This is a genomic window from Cupriavidus sp. 21MJTG02-4, from assembly GCF_057798975.1.
This window is the reverse complement of the sequence record NZ_JBYOJP010000024.1, coordinates 44,008-61,253: the sequence shown is the minus strand read 5'-3', so window position 1 is coordinate 61,253 and position 17,246 is coordinate 44,008. Positions and strand designations below refer to the sequence as shown.

Annotated in this window: 14 protein-coding genes and 1 pseudogene; 11 read left to right on the top strand and 4 right to left on the bottom strand. The window is 64.0% G+C overall.

What is annotated here, in order from left to right; all coding sequences use genetic code 11:
- Nucleotides 1–26: 26 nt before the first annotated feature.
- Nucleotides 27–1,436, bottom strand: coding sequence for an MmgE/PrpD family protein (locus tag AC3FKH_RS31375; protein WP_488679578.1), 1,410 nt, complete (start codon nt 1,434–1,436; stop codon nt 27–29).
- A gap of 266 nt (nt 1,437–1,702) precedes the next feature.
- Here AC3FKH_RS31375 and AC3FKH_RS31370 point away from each other — a divergent pair, with 266 nt between their 5' ends.
- The 8 genes from AC3FKH_RS31370 to AC3FKH_RS31335 all read left to right on the top strand — a co-directional run bounded on the left by AC3FKH_RS31370 (nt 1,703) and on the right by AC3FKH_RS31335 (nt 9,603).
- Nucleotides 1,703–3,304: a Na+/H+ antiporter gene (locus tag AC3FKH_RS31370; protein WP_488679577.1), complete on the top strand. Its 1,602-nt coding sequence runs from the start codon at nt 1,703–1,705 to the stop codon at nt 3,302–3,304.
- A gap of 156 nt (nt 3,305–3,460) precedes the next feature.
- Nucleotides 3,461–4,396, top strand: coding sequence for a LysR family transcriptional regulator (locus AC3FKH_RS31365; RefSeq protein ID WP_488679576.1), 936 nt, complete (start codon nt 3,461–3,463; stop codon nt 4,394–4,396).
- Between the two features lie 157 nt (nt 4,397–4,553).
- The gene (locus tag AC3FKH_RS31360; RefSeq protein ID WP_488679575.1) at nt 4,554–5,024 is read left to right on the top strand and encodes a MaoC family dehydratase; all 471 of its coding nucleotides are present in this window, start codon (nt 4,554–4,556) and stop codon (nt 5,022–5,024) included.
- Between the two features lie 181 nt (nt 5,025–5,205).
- The gene (locus tag AC3FKH_RS31355) at nt 5,206–6,081 is read left to right on the top strand and encodes an HpcH/HpaI aldolase/citrate lyase family protein (protein ID WP_326348415.1); all 876 of its coding nucleotides are present in this window, start codon (nt 5,206–5,208) and stop codon (nt 6,079–6,081) included.
- Between the two features lie 26 nt (nt 6,082–6,107).
- Complete coding sequence (locus tag AC3FKH_RS31350; RefSeq protein WP_042877232.1) at nt 6,108–6,569, top strand: MaoC family dehydratase; 462 nt, start codon at nt 6,108–6,110, stop codon at nt 6,567–6,569.
- Nucleotides 6,570–6,593: 24 nt separating this feature from the next.
- A complete protein-coding gene (locus tag AC3FKH_RS31345) occupies nt 6,594–7,760 on the top strand; it encodes an acyl-CoA dehydrogenase family protein (RefSeq protein ID WP_326348416.1) in 1,167 nt (388 codons plus the stop codon).
- A gap of 144 nt (nt 7,761–7,904) precedes the next feature.
- Nucleotides 7,905–8,588 (top strand): nitroreductase, encoded by a 684-nt coding sequence (locus AC3FKH_RS31340; protein ID WP_488679574.1) that lies wholly within the window; start codon nt 7,905–7,907, stop codon nt 8,586–8,588.
- 211 nt (nt 8,589–8,799) lie between these two features.
- Complete coding sequence (locus tag AC3FKH_RS31335; protein ID WP_488679573.1) at nt 8,800–9,603, top strand: IclR family transcriptional regulator; 804 nt, start codon at nt 8,800–8,802, stop codon at nt 9,601–9,603.
- 41 nt (nt 9,604–9,644) lie between these two features.
- On the opposite strand, the gene AC3FKH_RS31330 is transcribed toward AC3FKH_RS31335, so the two are convergent.
- Nucleotides 9,645–10,400 (bottom strand): IclR family transcriptional regulator, encoded by a 756-nt coding sequence (locus AC3FKH_RS31330; protein ID WP_488679572.1) that lies wholly within the window; start codon nt 10,398–10,400, stop codon nt 9,645–9,647.
- A 347-nt stretch (nt 10,401–10,747) separates the two neighbouring features.
- Here AC3FKH_RS31330 and AC3FKH_RS31325 point away from each other — a divergent pair, with 347 nt between their 5' ends.
- From AC3FKH_RS31325 to AC3FKH_RS31315, 3 genes and pseudogenes are all read left to right on the top strand, one after another.
- The gene (locus tag AC3FKH_RS31325) at nt 10,748–11,497 is read left to right on the top strand and encodes an SDR family NAD(P)-dependent oxidoreductase (RefSeq protein WP_488679571.1); all 750 of its coding nucleotides are present in this window, start codon (nt 10,748–10,750) and stop codon (nt 11,495–11,497) included.
- Between the two features lie 183 nt (nt 11,498–11,680).
- Nucleotides 11,681–11,908 (top strand): hypothetical protein, encoded by a 228-nt coding sequence (locus AC3FKH_RS31320; RefSeq protein WP_488679570.1) that lies wholly within the window; start codon nt 11,681–11,683, stop codon nt 11,906–11,908.
- 93 nt (nt 11,909–12,001) lie between these two features.
- A pseudogene (locus AC3FKH_RS31315) lies at nt 12,002–15,505 on the top strand (pyruvate carboxylase).
- A 177-nt stretch (nt 15,506–15,682) separates the two neighbouring features.
- Here AC3FKH_RS31315 and AC3FKH_RS31310 read toward each other — a convergent pair.
- Both AC3FKH_RS31310 and AC3FKH_RS31305 read right to left on the bottom strand, forming a co-directional pair.
- Entirely contained in the window at nt 15,683–16,465 is a 783-nt protein-coding gene (locus tag AC3FKH_RS31310; protein ID WP_488679569.1) for a flavodoxin family protein, read from the bottom strand.
- Nucleotides 16,466–16,542: 77 nt separating this feature from the next.
- Nucleotides 16,543–17,178, bottom strand: coding sequence for an SDR family oxidoreductase (locus AC3FKH_RS31305; protein WP_488679568.1), 636 nt, complete (start codon nt 17,176–17,178; stop codon nt 16,543–16,545).
- Nucleotides 17,179–17,246 lie beyond the last annotated feature (68 nt).

Below are 17,246 nucleotides of genomic sequence, written 5' to 3'. Positions count from 1 at the left end.
CAGTAGTTTTTGCCATGCCTGTTGGTTCAGGCTTCGGCGGGGGTCAGCGGCGCGAGCAGGGCCTGCACCACGTCGTCGATGCGTTCCAGGTGCAGGATGTCGTCGATGAGCGTGTCGACGAGCTCTTCGCTCAACGGGTACGCGGAATACGGCACGCACAGCCTGAACTTGGCAATGAAGTCCTGCTCGCTGAACGGGTTCTCGGGGTGGCCCTTCACGTAGACGTATTCCTTGCTGATCACGCGCCCGTCGCGCAGCCTGGTGGTCAGCCGCGCGCCCCAATCGGACACGGAGGGGTCCTCTGACGCGGTGATCCGCGTCATCAGTTCGCGGACGTCCTCCCGCTCCCTGGCCCTAGCGCTGTAGGACTCCAGGAATACCTTGTCGTCGAACGCCGCGGTGGCTACGGCATAGGGCAGGCTGAACTGGCATTCCGGCACGGTCCGTGGCAGCCATTTCTTGTCGGTCGGTTCGCAGACCGCGCGCCAGCCGGACGTGGAGACATCGATATGGATGCTCGCGATATCGGCCGCGCCAAAGCCATGACTGCGCATCTGGTCACGGATGCCGTCAATGGAAGAATGCGAGAAGTAGCAGGCGCTGTAGCCCTTGGTGATGATGCTCGCCAGTTCCCAGCGCTCGCCGAGATCCCGTGTCAGCGCTTCGGGTTCAGTCTCCCAGCGGGCCGTGTTCAGGTAGCCCTTCGCGCCTAGCAGCACCTCCTGGCGCGGTCCGGTGATGCCGCGCGCGGCCAGTTGGCACGCCGTGATCGCCGCCTGGCACACCAGTCCGTGATGCACGCGGACCATCAGCGTGGCGGGGGCGTAGATGGCCATCGTATGCGGCTGCGTCATGGTGCGTGCGATGCCCTGGGCGTTCTCGAGCTGCTCCTGCGTCAGTCCCAGCAGCTTGCCGACCGCCGCGACCGCGCCAAAGATGTAGTGGCCGCCGCAGTCGTTGGCCTTGACTGCCAGGCTGATGACCTTGTAGGCCGATCCCAGGCGGATCAGGATCTCCTGGCCGATCGCCAGCGCAGCGAGGAACTCCTTGCCTGTCACGTTCTGCCGCAGGCCCGTCGCGGCCAGCAGGCTGGCAACGATGTATTCACTGACGTGCCCGGCCTCTTCATGGAGGTCGCCGCAATCCATGGCGCGCGGCATCGGCCCGATGGCCAGTGCCGCCTCCGCGGCGGGGACCTTGCCGCCATAGAAGGGCAGCATGGTTTCCGCTTTGCCTCCTTTGTCTTTCACTAGCTCAACGATTGCCGGTATGCCATCCATCGCAGAGCCGCCGATAGTGACGGCCATGGCGTCCAGCAACGTATGTCTGGCATGCCGGATCACGTCTGCCGGCAGGTCCTCGTACTGCGTTTGCAATGCCATGCGGCACAGCGTGGCCATCGGGTCTTCGGAATTCTGGCGTGGAAATCTCGTCATGGCGGGTCTTTGGGGGTGGTTAGCCATCACGGGGTCGTTCGCCAACAGTCCGACGGGCGACCCCACGGCACGAATCGGGCGGCCGCCTGGCCGACTGATGAGAAGAGGGCGGCCGCTCGTTGCGAACGATTAGAGCGTCGAGTACCGCCTGCGGCAATCGGCATGCCGCGCTTGTTCCGGAAATCGAAAGCACAAGCCTCTTGCATCACGTAGCTATCGATGTTTCGTGGATAATTGCCGCAACACCGAACCCTTGGGGGAACGCCATGTCGCCAGTTCTGGCCTTCAAGCTGGTGCTGCTATCGCTGGTCGTCATCATCGGCCTCGAGCTGCTTGCCAAACGGCTCCGGCTGCCCCCTGCGGCCGCCTTCCTTGTTGGCGGCATTGCCATGGCTTTCATCCCTGGGCTGCCCGACGTGGAGCTTGACCCGGACTTGGTGCTGGTCGTCTTCCTGCCGCCGCTGCTGATGGACGGCGCTTACTTTTCGGTCTGGGATGAGTTCCGGCGCAACCTGCGCGGCATCCTGATGCTGGCCATCGGGGCCGTGCTGTTCACCACGCTGGTCGTCGGCGTGGCAGTCCACCTCGTGGCACCAGGGCTGCCGTGGGCCGCATGTTTTGCCCTGGGCGCCATCGTGTCCCCGCCCGATGCGGTCGCGGCAAAGGCGGTGCTGGAGCGCGTCGCGTTGCCGCGGCGGCTGATGGCATTGCTGGAAGGCGAAAGCCTGCTCAATGACGCGTCGGGGCTGGTGCTCTATCGCTTCGCGGTCGCGGCCGCGCTGACCGGCGCGTTCAACATGCAGCACGCCGCGGCCGAGTTCGTGGTGCTGGCATTGGGTGGGGTCGCTGTCGGCGTCGGTGTCGGGATCGTGCTGATACGCGTCATCACGGTGCTGACGGATGAGTACCTGATCATCACGGCATCGGTCCTGCCGGCCTGGATCAGCTACATCGTCGGGGAATGGCTGGAAGTCTCCGGCGTGATCGCCACGGTCACCACGGGCATGATGCTGGGGTGGCATCAGCACCGTGTGTTTTCGGCAACGACCCGAATCCGTGGCACCGCGTTCTGGCAGATGATGGTGTTCCTGCTGGAAGCACTGGTCTTCCTGCTGATTGGCTTGTCGCTGCGCGGCGTGATTGGCCGGCTCGGTGGCACGGCGGATGCGGTGGCTTACCTGGCGCTGCCGGTCACCATCGTCATGGTGGCAGTGGTGCTGTCGCGCTTTGTGTGGGTCTTTGCCACGGAAGCGCTGAAGCCGGCCTGGCATCGCCTGTTGCACAGGCACCAGGCGCGGCCGGACTGGCGCTCGGCAACGATCGTGAGCTGGGCGGGGATGCGCGGCGTGGTGACGCTTGCGATTGCGCTGGCACTGCCTGAGGCGATGCCGGGCAGGGACCTGATCCTGGTGGCGGCATTTGCCGTGATCCTGGTGACGGTGCTGGTCCAGGGCGCGACCATTGGCCTGCTGATCGGCATGTTCGACGTCGGCAAGATGAATGCGGGCGAAGGCGTCGTCAAGCTGACCGAACCCCAGGCCTGGGCTCGGCTGGAGAAGGCGCAGCTGGATGCCATTCGCCCGCTGGTATTCGACGCCGACGGCAAGCTGCTGCACCCGCGCCTGTGGGAGCAGTACAACTACCGGGCGCAACTGACCGAGCGCTTCAAGGACAGCGTCTTTCCCGACGAGGCGCGATCTGCCCACTTCGCCGTGGTCCTAGCCGGGCTTGCCGCCGCCAGGGCCGAACTACTCGGCATGCATCGCGCCGGACAGCTCAGCGATGAACTGCTACGTCACCTGGAACACGACCTGGACCTGCAGGAAGTCTCCAGCCTGCATGGCAGCGGAGGCGTTGGCGCGGGCTGAACGGCGCGCGCCGAGCCGCGGCAGCCGTGCAGGTCCACCTGACATGACGGTATACTCGCGGTGCGATTCACGGCGCACGTAGCGCAATGCTGCTGCGCAGCATGTGCGCGACGCCTGACCCGGCGGCAGACCGGTTCCAGCATTAAAGGAGACACCATGAGCACGCTGAGCGTGCATGGCCTGACCCGGCGGGTCGACCTGTTCACCCTGCGGCTGTTCCTGACGGTGGTGGAAGAGCGCCAGATCCGGCGCGCCGCCATCCGCGAGAACATTGCCGCCTCCGCGGCAACCAAGCGCATCCAGGATCTGGAAGACATTGCCGGCGTGCAGCTGTTCGAGCGCAATCCCAGCGGCGTGGCGCCAAGCGCGGCGGGCGAAGTCCTGGCGCGCCATCTGCGGCTGCTGTTCGAGAACCTCGAAGACATGCGCCGGGAACTCGGCGAATTCTCCGAAGGCGTTCGTGGCCACGTCACCGTGGGCACCACGGGTGCCGTCATCATCCAGTACCTGGCGCGCGAGATCGGCGAGTTCTCCCGCAACTTCCCGCTGGTCGAGCTGGAACTGAAACAGGACGCCAATACCAACCTGGTGCGTTCGGTGGTGGCGGGGGATGTCGACCTGGCCGTGTACATCGTCAGCCCGGATATCGACGACGAGCCGCTGGACAGCCTGCCGTATCGCGTCGACCGCCTGGTCGCGCTGGTGCCGCATGGCCATCCGCTGGGCGAGCAGCCTGAGGTCGCCTTCTCCGACCTGATCCGCGAGCCGTTCATTGCCATGCACCCGAACACCACGCTGATGTCCGATGTCAACCGCGCCGCGCGCGAGATCGGCCGGGTGTTGCATCCCAAGTTCACGATCAATGGCCCCGAGGCGGCGCGCAGCCTGGTTGAGGCGGGCCTTGGCGTGACCATCCTGCCGGAGTGCATGGTCTCGCTCGAGGCCAGCACGCGTTCGACAATGCTACGGATTCCCGAACCCTGGGCGACCCGCAGCGTGCGCATCGGCACGCGTCGCGGCAAGGCGATCACGGCGGCGACGCGCATGCTGATCCGCCAGTTGACCGAGCGGCCTGAGCCGGCGTCATCCTGAGCCGTTCGGCATGCCTGATGCCGGATCGCGATTGGCGAATCGCCGCGTCGCGGAACACAACTTGGCGCCTCGCCGCCTGCTGATTACCCTTGAAGCGTGACGGGACGCTGCGTCGTGGCATGCACATGCAAGTCCCGCCTTTCAAGGGAATGCACCCATGTCCGACGCCGCGACCGGCCGCTACTTCGAGGACTTTGTCATTGGCAGTGCCAGCCGGCATGCCATCCGCAAGACCATCTCGGAGGCAGATAGCCTCCTGTTCAGCACGCTGACCTATGGCATGGAGCCATTGCACGTGGACCAGGCGTATGCCGAAGCCGCGCCATATGGCATGCGTGCCGTCAACAGCATCCTCCTGCTGGGGCTGGCATGCGGCATCGGTGCGGCCGGACTGGCACGGGGCCCGGTGTCAGGCACTGTTGCCTTCAGCGACGTGCGATTCACGCGGCCCGTCTTCATCGGCGACACCATTCATATTGAAAGCGAGGTGCTGGACAAGCGCGAAGACCCCGCGTGCCCCGACGCCGGCCTGATCGAACTGGAGCGTCGCGCCTATAACCAGCGCAACGAGGTGGTGGCCAAGTTCCGCTGCCTGCAACGGTTGCCGAGACGCCATCCGGCGGGCTGAAGCCGTCCGTGCATCGCCGGTTCGCGCAATGCGAATCGGTGGTTCGCCAGTCACTACTTGAGCAAAACGACCTGGCCCATCTAGCATCAAGGCCACGGGATTTCCCAAAAATTTTTTGCCGTTCATCTAACGATTGTAAGGCAGCAATCATTACCAGGAGACCAGGATGAGTGTAAGTGCCATGAAACCGATTCGATCCATGATGTTCGTACCGGGCAACAAGTCGAGCTGGATCGAGAAATCTGTGGCATCCAAAGCGGATGCGCTGATCCTGGATCTGGAGGACAGCGTGCCGCCGGCCCAGAAGGTCGAGGCGCGCGAGATCGTCAAGTCCAGGCTGGACTGGCTGGCCGGGCAGAAACCGCGCATCTGGGTGCGCATCAATCGCAGCGCACATCTGTACGACTTCGAAGACATCCTGGCCATCGTCCATCCGGTGGTCGAGGGCATCGTGATTTCCAAGCCCTGCGGCCCCGAGGACATTCATACCGTCTCGTCCATGCTGGCCGAGGCCGAATACCGCGCCGGCATGCCGGTGGGCCACACCCGGGTGATTCCGCTGCTGGAGACCGCCCGCTCGCTGCAATACGCCTACGAGATCGCCCAGCACGAGCGCGTGCCTGCCATCGTCGGCGCCACGGCCAAGAACGCCGACGTGGCCCGTGCCCTCAAGACCGTCTGGTCGCTCGAAGGGCGCGAGACCTTGTACCTGAAGTCGCGCATCGTCATGGCCGCCCGCGCCGCGGGCAAGCTGCCCATCGGCGGAGTATGGCAGCAGGTGCATGACCTCGAAGGGCTTAAGGTCTCGTCCGCCAACGACCGCCAGCTTGGCATGAGCGGCGAGCTGGTGCTGCACCCCTCAAACGTCGAGATCGTCAACAAGACCTACAGTCCCACCGAGGAGGAAGTGGCGTTCTACCAGGGAATGATCGACGCACTGGAAAAGGCAGAGGCCGAGGGGCGCGCCTCGTGCATCTATGACGGCGAGCACATCGACATCGCGCATGTGAAGACGGCGCGCGAAATCATCGAGCTCGCACAATCGTTCAACAACTGATTGCGAATACCCAAGGAGATAGAAAAATGGCAGGCCTTTACTTCGAAGAATTCAAGCCCGGCATGGTGATCGAGCATGCCATCCGCCGCACCGTCACCGAGACCGACAACGTCCTGTTCTCGGCCATGACCTACAACTGCGCACCGCTGCACATCGACGCCGAGTACAGCAAGAATACGTTCTACGGCCAGCGCCTGGTCAACAGCATGTTCCTGCTGGCGCTGGTGGCCGGCATCACGGTGTACGAGACCACGCTGGGCACCACGCTGGGCAACCTCGGCTTTGGCGAGATTGCTTTCCCCAAGCCCACCTTCCACGGCGACACCATCCGCGTCGAGACGGAAATCATCGAAACGCGCATCTCCAAGAGCCGTACGGACTCTGGCATCGTCACCTTCAAGCACGTTGCCAAGAACCAGCGCGACGAAATCGTCTGCACTGCCGTGCGCACCGGCCTGATGATGCTGCGCCCTGCCGACAAGGCCTGATCTGACACCTGATGGAGTGAAGCGATGGATTACAAACTCAGCGCCGATCAGCTCGCCATTATTGATGCGGCAGAAAAGATCTGTGCGGACTTTCCGCTCGAGTACTGGCGGAACAAGGACAAGAACCACGAGTTTCCGCACGAGTTCTTCGAGGCTGTTGCCAGCGGCGGCTGGCTCGGGATCTGCATGCCAGAGGAGTTCGGCGGGGCGAATCTTGGCGTGACTGAAGCTGCGCTCTTCTTACGTACCGTGGCCGAGTGCGGCGGGCAAGCGGGCGCGTCCACGATCCACATGAACATCTTCGGCTTGCAGCCGGTCGTGCATTTCGGCACGGATGCCCAGAAGAAGGCCTGGCTGCCGCCCTTTGTCCGTGGCGAACACAAGGCGTGCTTCGCGGTCACCGAGCCGGACACGGGCCTTGATACCACCAAGCTCAAGGTCGTGGCGAAGAAGCAGCCCGATGGCAATTACCTGATCTCGGGCAAGAAGGTCTTTATTTCGACCGCGCAGGTCGCCGACCACATGCTGATTCTCGCGCGCACCACACCGGTCGAGGAGGTCAAGAAGCACGGCGAAGGGCTGAGCCTGTTCTACACCAAGCTCGACCGCAAGTATGTGGAGATTCGGGAGATCGACAAGCTTGGCCGCGCCGCCGTCGACACTAACGAGTTGTTCATCGACGATTTGCCGGTTTCCAAAGACTCGCTGATCGGTGAGGAAGGTAAGGGCCTGAAGTACATCTTCCACGGCATGAACGCAGAGCGCGTTTTCGTCTCCGCCGAGCAGGTCGGTATCGGCCGCGCGGTACTCAAGCTTGCCACGCAATACGCTAAGGACCGCGTCGTCTTCGGTCGTCAGATCGGCAAGAACCAGGGTGTCCAGCATCCGCTGGCCCGCAACTGGGCAGAGCTCGAGGCTGCCAACCACATGCTGCTCGCCGCTGCCGATCTCTACGACAAAGGGATCTCCTGCGGCTCCGAGGCCAACGCGGCCAAGCTGCTGGCATCCGAGGCCTGCATGAACGCTTGCCAGACATCGATCCTCACGCATGGCGGCTTCGGCTACGCGAAGGAATATCACGTGGAACGATTCATGCGCGAAGCCTGGATCGGCTACATTGCGCCCGTCACCCCGCAGCTTATCCTGTCGAACATCGCCGAACGCAAGCTCGGCCTGCCGAAGTCTTATTGACCGGTTCGTGGCCCACAACCTGCTGGGTCCGAGCAAGTCGTTCTGATGGGCCATGGCGCCAACCTTCTCGTGTTCGGGGAAGGTTGGCGAGCATCGCCGGGGCCGCCGCCCGGCACGAACTAACTCCTGGAAGGACTGGTCCCCATGACCGCACACCATGCCGATATTGATGCGCTACGGCGCTTGATCTTCGGGCGCGCCACGTGCCGCGCCTATTTGCGCGATGGGGTGCCGGAGGACGTGATCCGCAGCATCGTCGACGCCGCGCGCGGCACCGCCTCGTGGTGCAACACGCAACCCTGGGATCTGGTAATTACTTCGGGCGGGAGCACTGAAAAGTTCAGGAATGCGCTGATGGAGCAGGTGCGGAAGCACCCCGAACTGGACTCTGACTTCCCGTTTCCGGACGAATACCGTGGCGTGTACCTCGACCGTCGTCGCCAAGCCGGCTTTCAGCTCTATGAAGCGCTGGGGATTGGCCGCGGCGACAAGGAGCAGCGCGAAAGCCAGTCGTTCGAAAACTTCCGCCTGTTCGGTGCGCCGCATGTGGCGATCGTCACCGTGCCGGAGGAGCTGGGTGCCTATGGCGCTGTGGACGCGGGCGGCTTCGTCAGCGCCTTCCTGTTGTCTGCCCAGGCTCATGGCGTGGCCACCACGCCGCAGGCAGCACTGGCCATGCAGTCCAGCTTCATCCGCAAGTACTTTGCCATTCCGGAGGGACGCAAGGTGGTGTGCGGCATCTCCTTCGGCTACGCCGACAGGGCACACCCGGTGAATGGCTACCGCACCGAGCGTGCCCGGGTCGACGATATCCTGCGCCTGGTCTGAGGCGCGCGCCGGGCTCTCAGCGGGCGGGGCAGACTGGGCCGGCGTTATCCAGTGCCGGCCGCCCGGCACGCGGGGTGCTGGATCGCGGTTGGCGAATCGCCGCGTCGCGGAAGACAACTGGGCGCCTCGCCGCCAGCCGATTACGCTTGAGGCGTGACGGGAATAACGGCACGGTCCAATGAAGGCCGGGCCGGCAACAATGGAGACAGCCATGGCAACCGTTCAAGCCGCGAAGCAATCGAACCGTAATCTCGACAAGGGTGACGTGCGGGTGGTGCCGCTGGCCCGCGGCCTGGCCGTGCTGGCTGCATTCAGCGCCGAGCATCCGTGGATGGGCAACCAGGAGATTGCCGTGGAGACCGGCATTCCGGCCCCTACCGTGTCCCGGATGCTGCATTCCCTGGCAGCACTCGGCTACGTGCGCTACGACGAGAGCCGGCGCAAGTTCCGGCTTGCCTCGGCCGCATTGACCCTGGGCTACGCGGCCGTCTCGGGCGACAGCGTGCAACGCGCCGCCCGCATCGAGATGCAGAGATTCGCCGACGCCAGCGATACGCATGTCATCCTGGGTGCGCGCGACCGGCTCGATGTCATTGTCAATGAATCGCAGATTGGCAAGAACGTCTATCTTGACACGCACCTTGCCGCCGGGATCCGCGTGCCGATTGCTTCGTCCCCGATGGGCTGGGCGCTGCTCGCCGCATTGCCGGAACGGGAGCGCTTCTACCTACAGAGCAACGTCGAACGCAAGAGCGGCCGTGACTGGCCTTCGCTGCGCAGGCAGATGGCCGAGGGCATGTCACAGCTCCACCAGTACGGCTTTTGCATGTCGCCTTGCGGGCGCGAGCTGGCTTCGGTTGCGGTGCCTGTCAGTGTGCCGGGACATCCGTCAGTGGTGCTGGCCAGCGTTGGCCGCAGCGCGCGCATGAATCGCGCCAGGATGGAGCGGGAGTTGGGCCCGAGGCTCGCTGCGACGGCGCACGCCCTGGAGGAGCGCCTGAGTACACGTCACTGATGCCACAGTGGCGCCCAGGGGAGGGCGCCACGGACTGACCGTCAGATCTGCGTATCAACGTCCCGGAGCAGCTCGACGAGGTCGGCTGCCGCGGCCTTCAGCACAGGCGCGAGGCGTTCTGTGATGGCTGCCATGTCCGGCTCCAGTTCAACCGCGCCGCAGCTCAGCGACATCAGTGTGGCCGAGCGTCCCACCGTGACAGGAAGGGCAATCCCGTAAGCGTTGCGCTGATACTTGCCCAAGGAGGTACAGACCTCAAGGGTCTGCAGGTCCTCGAAAGCCGCAGCGATGCCGCGTTCGAGTTCGGCGATGCGCGCGCCATCTGCGCGCTTGAGCGTTTCCAGGTATTCATGCCGGGCCTCGGGGTGCAAGCCCCACAGCCAGGCACGGCCGGTCGCCGTCCAACCCATCGGTAGCAGCGAGCCCACGCCGAGGCGCAGGGTCGCAATGCGCGAACTGGTTCGATGTGCGATATAGAGCATATCGAGCTGATCGGGCACGGCAAGGGCGACCGACACATTGAGTCGGTCCGCCAGTTCCTGCAGGAAGGGATTCACGCGATCGGTGACCGGGTTGGTTTCCAGGTAGGTGTCGCCGATTTGGAGGGAAGCCGGGGCCAGCTCGAACTGAGTGCTGCCGGCGACGCGGCGCAGGAACCCCAGCGCGATCAGGGTGGTGGTCAGGCGCGACACCGTCGCTTTCGGCAGGCCGGTGCGCTTGACGATCTCGCTGTTCGTGAGCGGCGTACGTTCGGCACGGAAGGCACGAAGAACATGAAGGCCCCGTTCCAGGGTCATCGTGATTTGTGCGGGAGGTGTCATGAACGGGTTGCCCTTTCAGCGCACCACTCCGGGAGGGTGCTTGTCTGATCTCTTGTCAGCGCCTTGCGCTGCGTTTTCCATACCGCTGGAACTGATGGTAGAGGCGGCAACCGCGCGACTCAAATGCCGATTCGCGAGCCGGCGATTGCCGGAACGCGAACCAGGCCGGCCGGTGTTCGCGGGCGGCGAACCGCAGCTTCACCAATTACCAATTGATTCGGTGCGGCTCGACTTATACGATTCCGGTGTCCGTTCGGCGCTGGTGCCGGACCGCCTGTCTATCGCGATGGCATCCGCCGCCGCGGCAAATGAAAAGGAAGGAAATGGATCTTCAGATCAAGGATCGTGTCGCCATCGTTACCGGTTCGGCACGAGGCCTGGGTGCGGCAACGGCGCGCCGGCTGGCGGAAGAGGGCGCGCGCGTGGTCGTGACGGACGTGCTCCGCGAGCGGGCAGAGGAGACTGTCGCAGCGCTGCGTGCTGATGGCCTGCAAGCCCATTGTGTAATCGCCGACATCACCAAGTCTGAAGACGTGAGCCGGCTGGTGGAAGAAACGGTTACTCAATTTGGCGGGGTGCACATCCTCGTCAACAACGCCGGATTCCCGCGGGACAAGTATCTGGTGAAGATGAGCGAGGAAGACTGGGACCTCGTCATGGAGGTCATGCTCAAGGGGGCGTTCCTGGCGACCCGGGCCGTGATGCCGCATTTCATCGAGCAGGGCTGGGGCCGCGTCATCAACATCAGCTCGCGCGCGCATTTGGGCAATCCTACGCAGGCCAACTATTCGGCGGCGAAGGCAGGGCTGATCGGCATGGCCAAGGCACTGGCCATCGAGGAAGGGCGCTATGGCGTCACGGTGAACTGCGTGGCACCTGGATTTATCGAGACGGAGATGGTGCAGGCCTTGCCTACGTATGAAACCATCAAGGAGCGTGCCGTGCAGATGCAGCCTATCAAGCGCGTTGGTCGTCCGGGAGATATCGCCGACGCGGTTGCCTTCCTGGCCTCCGAGCGCGCGGGCTTCATTACCGGCGAGGTACTGCACGTGAGCGGGGGGCGCTTCGGCTAAGCCAGGCCAGGGGGCATGAACTGCGAGCCTATCTGGTTGCCATGTAAGCGGAGCGGCTTGATCGGATCGCTGCCGGGCTACGCGCGCCATTCTTGCGCCAAGACGATCGGGTGGGCACGCATCTGGTTGTGCCGGCAAATTTTCCGTCGCCTGGCTCTCGCGCTACGTTGCAGGACAGGCGCCTTGGATTTGGAAGAGGAAGGCACCGCGATGTACTACGAAAGAAATGGAGCCGGCGCGGACAGCCGCGAGCTTGCCGGCGATGACCGCAAGCCCCGTGCCGGACAGACGGGAAGCGAGCGTTTCGATAGCAATAAGCAGTCGCCAAGGCGGAAAAATTGGGCGTGGGCGGCTACGACAGGGCAATACGACTGGATGGATTCGCACCCCATTTTTGCCCATTACAACTGACGGCAGCGCGGGCCTCAGGCACAGCGCTGCATCCCCGATCATCTGACATGCCGTGACGCTTGTGCACGGCATTGCCCACTTTCTTGTGCGCCCATGAGTTACACCCCGATCAAATCCCTGCTGATTGCCAACCGCTCCGAGATCGCGATTCGCGTGATGCGCGCCGCGGCCGAGATGAATATCCGGACGGTAGCGATCTATTCGAAAGAAGACCGCCTCGCGCTCCATCGCTTCAAGGCGGACGAAAGCTACTTGGTTGGCGAGGGCAAGAAGCCGCTCGCGGCCTACCTCGATATCGACGACATCCTGCGCATCGCCCGGCAAGCGAAGGTTGACGCCATCCACCCCGGCTATGGCTTTCTCTCGGAGAACCCAGATTTCGCACAAGCCGTGATCGATGCGGGGATCCGCTGGATCGGCCCGTCGCCGGAGGTCATGCGCAAGCTGGGGAACAAGGTGGCGGCTCGCAATGCGGCGATCGAGGCGGGCGTGCCGGTCATGCCGGCGACCGATCCGCTGCCCCACGACCTGGACAAGTGCAGGCGCCTGGCGGCCGGCATCGGCTACCCGCTGATGCTCAAGGCGAGCTGGGGCGGTGGCGGGCGCGGCATGCGCATGCTGGAGAACGAGCAGGATCTCGAGACCGCGCTGCCGGCCGCGCGGCGCGAGGCATTGTCGGCATTCGGCAACGACGAGGTCTACGTCGAGAAACTGGTGCGCAACGCGCGCCACGTAGAAGTGCAGGCGCTCGGCGATACGCACGGCAACCTGGTGCACCTGTATGAGCGCGACTGTACCGTGCAGCGTCGCAACCAGAAGGTGGTGGAGCGCGCGCCGGCCCCTTACCTGGACGATGCCGGCCGCGCGGCACTGTGCGACGCGGCCATGCGGCTGATGCGTGCAGTCGGGTACACGCATGCGGGCACGATCGAATTCCTGATGGATGCCGATTCCGGCCAGTTCTATTTCATCGAAGTCAACCCACGCATCCAGGTCGAGCACACGGTGACCGAGATGGTCACGGGCGTCGATATCGTCAAGGCGCAGATCCGCATCACCGAGGGCGGCCATATCGGCATGACCGAGAACACGCGCGATGCCGATGGCAAGATCGTCGTGCGCGCTGCCGGCGTGCCGGAACAGGCGGGGATCTCGCTGAACGGGCATGCGCTGCAATGCCGGATCACGACCGAGGATCCCGAAAACGGCTTCCTGCCGGACTATGGCCGGCTCTCCGCCTACCGCAGCGCGGCAGGCTTCGGCGTGCGCCTGGACGCCGGTACGGCCTACGGCGGCGCGGTGATTACGCCGTACTATGATTCGCTGCTGGTCAAGGTCACCACTTGGGCGCCCACCGCCCCCGAGTCGATCCGGCGCATGGACCGCGCGCTGCGCGAGTTCCGTATCCGCGGCGTCGCGTGCAACCTGCAGTTCCTTGAAAACGTCATCAACCATCCCGCCTTCCGCTCCGGCGACGTCACCACGCGCTTTATCGACAAGACGCCGGAACTGCTGGCCTTCACCAAGCGCCAGGACCGTGCGACCAAGCTCCTGCGCTATCTCGGCGATGTGTGCGTCAACGGGCATCCGGAAATCAACGGCCGCTCGCTGCCGCCGCTGCCGTTGCCCAGCCCGGTGCTGCCCGCGGTGGATACCGCCGGCCCGCTCCCGACCGGCACGCGCGACCTGCTGCGCGAACTCGGCGCGGAGAAATTCTCGCGCTGGATGCTGGAGCAGAAGCGGGTGCTGCTGACCGACACGACCATGCGCGATGCGCACCAGTCGCTGTTCGCCACGCGCATGCGCACGGCCGACATGTTGCCGATCGCGCCGTTCTACGCGCGCGAACTGCCCCAACTGTTCTCGATGGAGTGCTGGGGCGGGGCGACCTTCGACGTGGCGCTGCGCTTCCTCAAGGAAGACCCGTGGCAACGTCTTGAGCAACTGCGCGAGCGCGTGCCGAACATCCTGTTCCAGATGCTGCTGCGTGGCTCGAATGCGGTCGGCTAGACGAACTATGCGGACAACGTGGTGAAGTTCTTCGTCCGCCAGGCTGCCAGCGCCGGCGTGGACGTGTTCCGCGTGTTCGATTCGTTGAACTGGGTGCGCAATATGCGCGTGGCCATCGATGCCGTGGGCGAGAGCGGCGCGCTGTGCGAGGGCGCGATCTGCTACACCGGGGACATCTTCGACGGCTCCCGCCCCAAGTACGACCTGAAGTACTACGTCGGGATCGCGCGCGAACTGCAGGCTGCGGGCGTGCACGTGCTGGGCATCAAGGACATGGCGGGGATCTGTCGTCCGCAAGCCGCGGCAGCGCTCGTCAAGGCGCTCAAGGACGAGACTGGCCTGCCCGTGCACTTCCACACGCACGATACCAGCGGCATCTCGGCCGCTTCCGCTCTGGCTGCCATTGGTGCCGGCTGCGATGCCGTCGATGGCGCGCTCGATGCGATGAGCGGGCTTACTTCGCAACCGAACCTGTCGAGCATCGCGGCGGCACTGGCTGGCAGCGAGCGCGACCCCGGACTTAGCATGGAGCGCCTGCACGAGGCGTCGATGTACTGGGAGGGCGTGCGTCGCTACTACGCGCCGTTCGAATCGGAGATCCGCGCCGGCACGGCCGATGTCTACCGCCACGAGATGCCCGGCGGCCAGTACACGAACCTGCGCGAGCAGGCGCGCTCGCTCGGCATCGAACATCGCTGGACCGAGGTGTCGCAGGCGTATGCCGAGGTCAACAAGATGTTCGGCGACATCGTCAAGGTGACGCCGACCTCCAAGGTGGTCGGCGACATGGCGCTGATGATGGTGGCCAACGACATGAGTGCCGCCGATGTCTGCGATCCGGCCCGGGAGATCGCGTTTCCGGAATCGGTGGTTTCCCTGTTCAAGGGCGAACTGGGCTTCCCGCCAGATGGCTTTCCGGCGGAGCTCTCGCGCAAGGTGCTGCGCGGGGAGCCGCCCGCGCCTTACCGGCCGGGCGACCAGATTCCGGCGGTGGACCTCGACGCCGCGCGCGCCGAGGCGGAAACGGCGTGCGAACAATCCATCGACGACCGGCAACTCGCCTCCTACCTGATGTACCCGAAGCAGGCGGTCGCCTACCACGCGCACGTCCGGACCTATAGCGATACCTCAGTCGTGCCCACGCCGGCCTTCCTGTACGGCCTGCAGCCCCAGGAAGAGGTGGCCATCGACATCGCGGCGGGCAAGACTTTGATGGTTTCCCTGCAGGGGATGCATCCCGATGCCGAGGAGGGCAACATCAAGGTCCAGTTCGAACTGAACGGGCAATCACGTACGGCGCTGATCGAACAGCGCAGCGCCGAGCAAGCCGGTCCGGCGCGTCACCGCCGGATCGTTGCCGATCCCGACAATCCGCTGCATATCGCCGCGCCGATGCCGGGCTCCATTGTGACCGTGGCGGTGCAGCCGGGACAGCGCGTGGCCGCAGGCACGACGCTGCTTGCGCTGGAAGCGATGAAGATGGAGACCCACATCGCGGCCGAGCGCGATTGTGAGATTGCCGCAGTGCATGTGCAGCAGGGCGACCGGGTGGCCGCGAAGGACTTGCTGATCGAACTCAGGCAGTGAGGTTGAGCGCATATTTGCGCCGTTCCGGAAGTGGGGATCCGGAACGGCGCGGCAGAGGCCGCTCGCGGCTGCCCTGTGGCTGGCCCCTGCTGGCGCCAGCGGGCGCGTTTCCCCAAGGCTGCGGGGCATCTGCAAAGCAGACTCAGGATCCCTTCGCTTTGCCTCCCTGAAAGAACATCAACGCCCGGATTGAGCCGCGAACCATTCGTCGTCGATGGCGCGCAGCATCTCGTCGGGCGTGAGTTGGCGCGTCATTCGTCCGCGGAGCACATGGCGATGCTCGAAGGAACGCGCGCCGTGCGCCATCACCTTGTCTCTCAAGGCCGCGACATAATCGTCGCCAAAATGGCTATTGTAGGTGTTGAACAGCACCACGCGCTGGCCGTCGAAGCGATTATTCTCGACAAAGGCCCAGATGGGCGGCGCAGGGCTGTACAGCCACACTGGCGAGCCGATCCAGACGGTATCGAACGGTGTCAGGTCGATTGTGCGTGGGGTGATATCGGGGAGCGCCTTCGGCTTGCTCTTGAGCGCGTTCGCGTCATGGAGCGCATGCACCAGTCCGATCAGTCCGAGCCGGTAGTCGGGTGCCTCCAATGCGAACAGCCTGGCATCCAGCCGTTTGGCCACGTGGCGCGCGGCCAACGCCGTATTGCCTGAGCGAGAAAAGTACACCACTGCAGTGCGCGAAGTCGGCGCGGTGGCGGTGGGCACATACGGCCCCTTTTCCTCTAGTTGGCGTGCCTGGCGACTCTCGATCCAGGTAACAGAGCGCAGCACACCCAGTGCCGCTATCAAGGCGAGGCCCAGCGCGATAAGGAACCAGTGCAGAAGCGTCATGCGGCGTTTCATGGTTGTTCTTGCATGAGAGGTGGCGTTGCTGCCAGATGCAAAAGCGCCGTGAATCATTTCCGCTTGATCACGGCACGCATTGCAGTACAGGGTGGGTTTCGCGGTCATCGACCAGCACCCGCGCCGGCTGTGGGGGCTTGCACTGCTGGAACGCACAGTTGATGCACATGCCCGCAATACGTCCCTTACATGAAGAACGGCTTGTCGCCGTCGCTGTTTGGCTTGTTCACGCCCAAGTTCTCGTCCAGGTGCAGCGCTGGCGATTCGATGATCCTGGTGATCAGGTCACCCACGCTCCTGCGCGAGACGACTGTACCCTTGAACGGCTCATTCCTGACCGTCAGCTCATAGTCCACCTCGTCCTCGTCTGTCAGCCAGGCAGGACGCAGGATGGTGTATTGCAGGCTCGAGGCTTCAATGGCATCGGCCGCGCGGCGGAAGGGCTTGAGATCTTCTCCGATCGTGGCGTTGTTCCATTCGCCAAACTTGCCTGGCACTTCGTCGTAGATGCCCAGCGACAGCACGAAGATCAGCCGCGTGACCCCGGTGGCTTGCATGGCGGCAATCACTTGCTTTGCTTGCGCGTCCAGGTCGTCGCCAGTGAGGTTGGCATAAACGATATCCTGGCCCGTCATTGCCTGTTGAAGCAGCCTCTTGTCGAGCACGCTGCCGATCACGACCTTGGCGTTCGCGGGGGTATCTCCGAGCTTCCTGGGATTGCGCACGAGCAAAGTCAGGTTGACATCCTTGTCACCGGCCAGGGCTTTGACGACCCATTGTGCGATCTGGCCATTGGCACCGAGTACGAGTACGTTCTTCATGGTTGCATTCCTTTTCTATGGGCTATGGACTCAGGCACCTATGCAGGTGCCGTTGTCCGCGATGCTCA

Excerpts from the sequence above, each read along its gene's own strand:
- AC3FKH_RS31370 (WP_488679577.1), top strand. The coding sequence starts at position 1,703 with ATGTCGCCAGTTCTGGCCTTCAAGCTGGTGCTGCTATCGCTGGTCGTC.
- AC3FKH_RS31350 (WP_042877232.1), top strand. The coding sequence starts at position 6,108 with ATGGCAGGCCTTTACTTCGAAGAATTCAAGCCCGGCATGGTGATCGAG.
- AC3FKH_RS31360 (WP_488679575.1), top strand. The coding sequence starts at position 4,554 with ATGTCCGACGCCGCGACCGGCCGCTACTTCGAGGACTTTGTCATTGGC.
- AC3FKH_RS31345 (WP_326348416.1), top strand. The coding sequence starts at position 6,594 with ATGGATTACAAACTCAGCGCCGATCAGCTCGCCATTATTGATGCGGCA.
- AC3FKH_RS31365 (WP_488679576.1), top strand. The coding sequence starts at position 3,461 with ATGAGCACGCTGAGCGTGCATGGCCTGACCCGGCGGGTCGACCTGTTC.
- AC3FKH_RS31310 (WP_488679569.1), bottom strand. The coding sequence starts at position 16,465 with ATGACCGCGAAACCCACCCTGTACTGCAATGCGTGCCGTGATCAAGCG.
- AC3FKH_RS31305 (WP_488679568.1), bottom strand. The coding sequence starts at position 17,178 with ATGAAGAACGTACTCGTACTCGGTGCCAATGGCCAGATCGCACAATGG.
- AC3FKH_RS31325 (WP_488679571.1), top strand. The coding sequence starts at position 10,748 with ATGGATCTTCAGATCAAGGATCGTGTCGCCATCGTTACCGGTTCGGCA.
- AC3FKH_RS31330 (WP_488679572.1), bottom strand. The coding sequence starts at position 10,400 with ATGACCCTGGAACGGGGCCTTCATGTTCTTCGTGCCTTCCGTGCCGAA.
- AC3FKH_RS31335 (WP_488679573.1), top strand. The coding sequence starts at position 8,800 with ATGGCAACCGTTCAAGCCGCGAAGCAATCGAACCGTAATCTCGACAAG.
- AC3FKH_RS31375 (WP_488679578.1), bottom strand. The coding sequence starts at position 1,436 with ATGACGAGATTTCCACGCCAGAATTCCGAAGACCCGATGGCCACGCTG.
- AC3FKH_RS31340 (WP_488679574.1), top strand. The coding sequence starts at position 7,905 with ATGACCGCACACCATGCCGATATTGATGCGCTACGGCGCTTGATCTTC.
- AC3FKH_RS31355 (WP_326348415.1), top strand. The coding sequence starts at position 5,206 with ATGAAACCGATTCGATCCATGATGTTCGTACCGGGCAACAAGTCGAGC.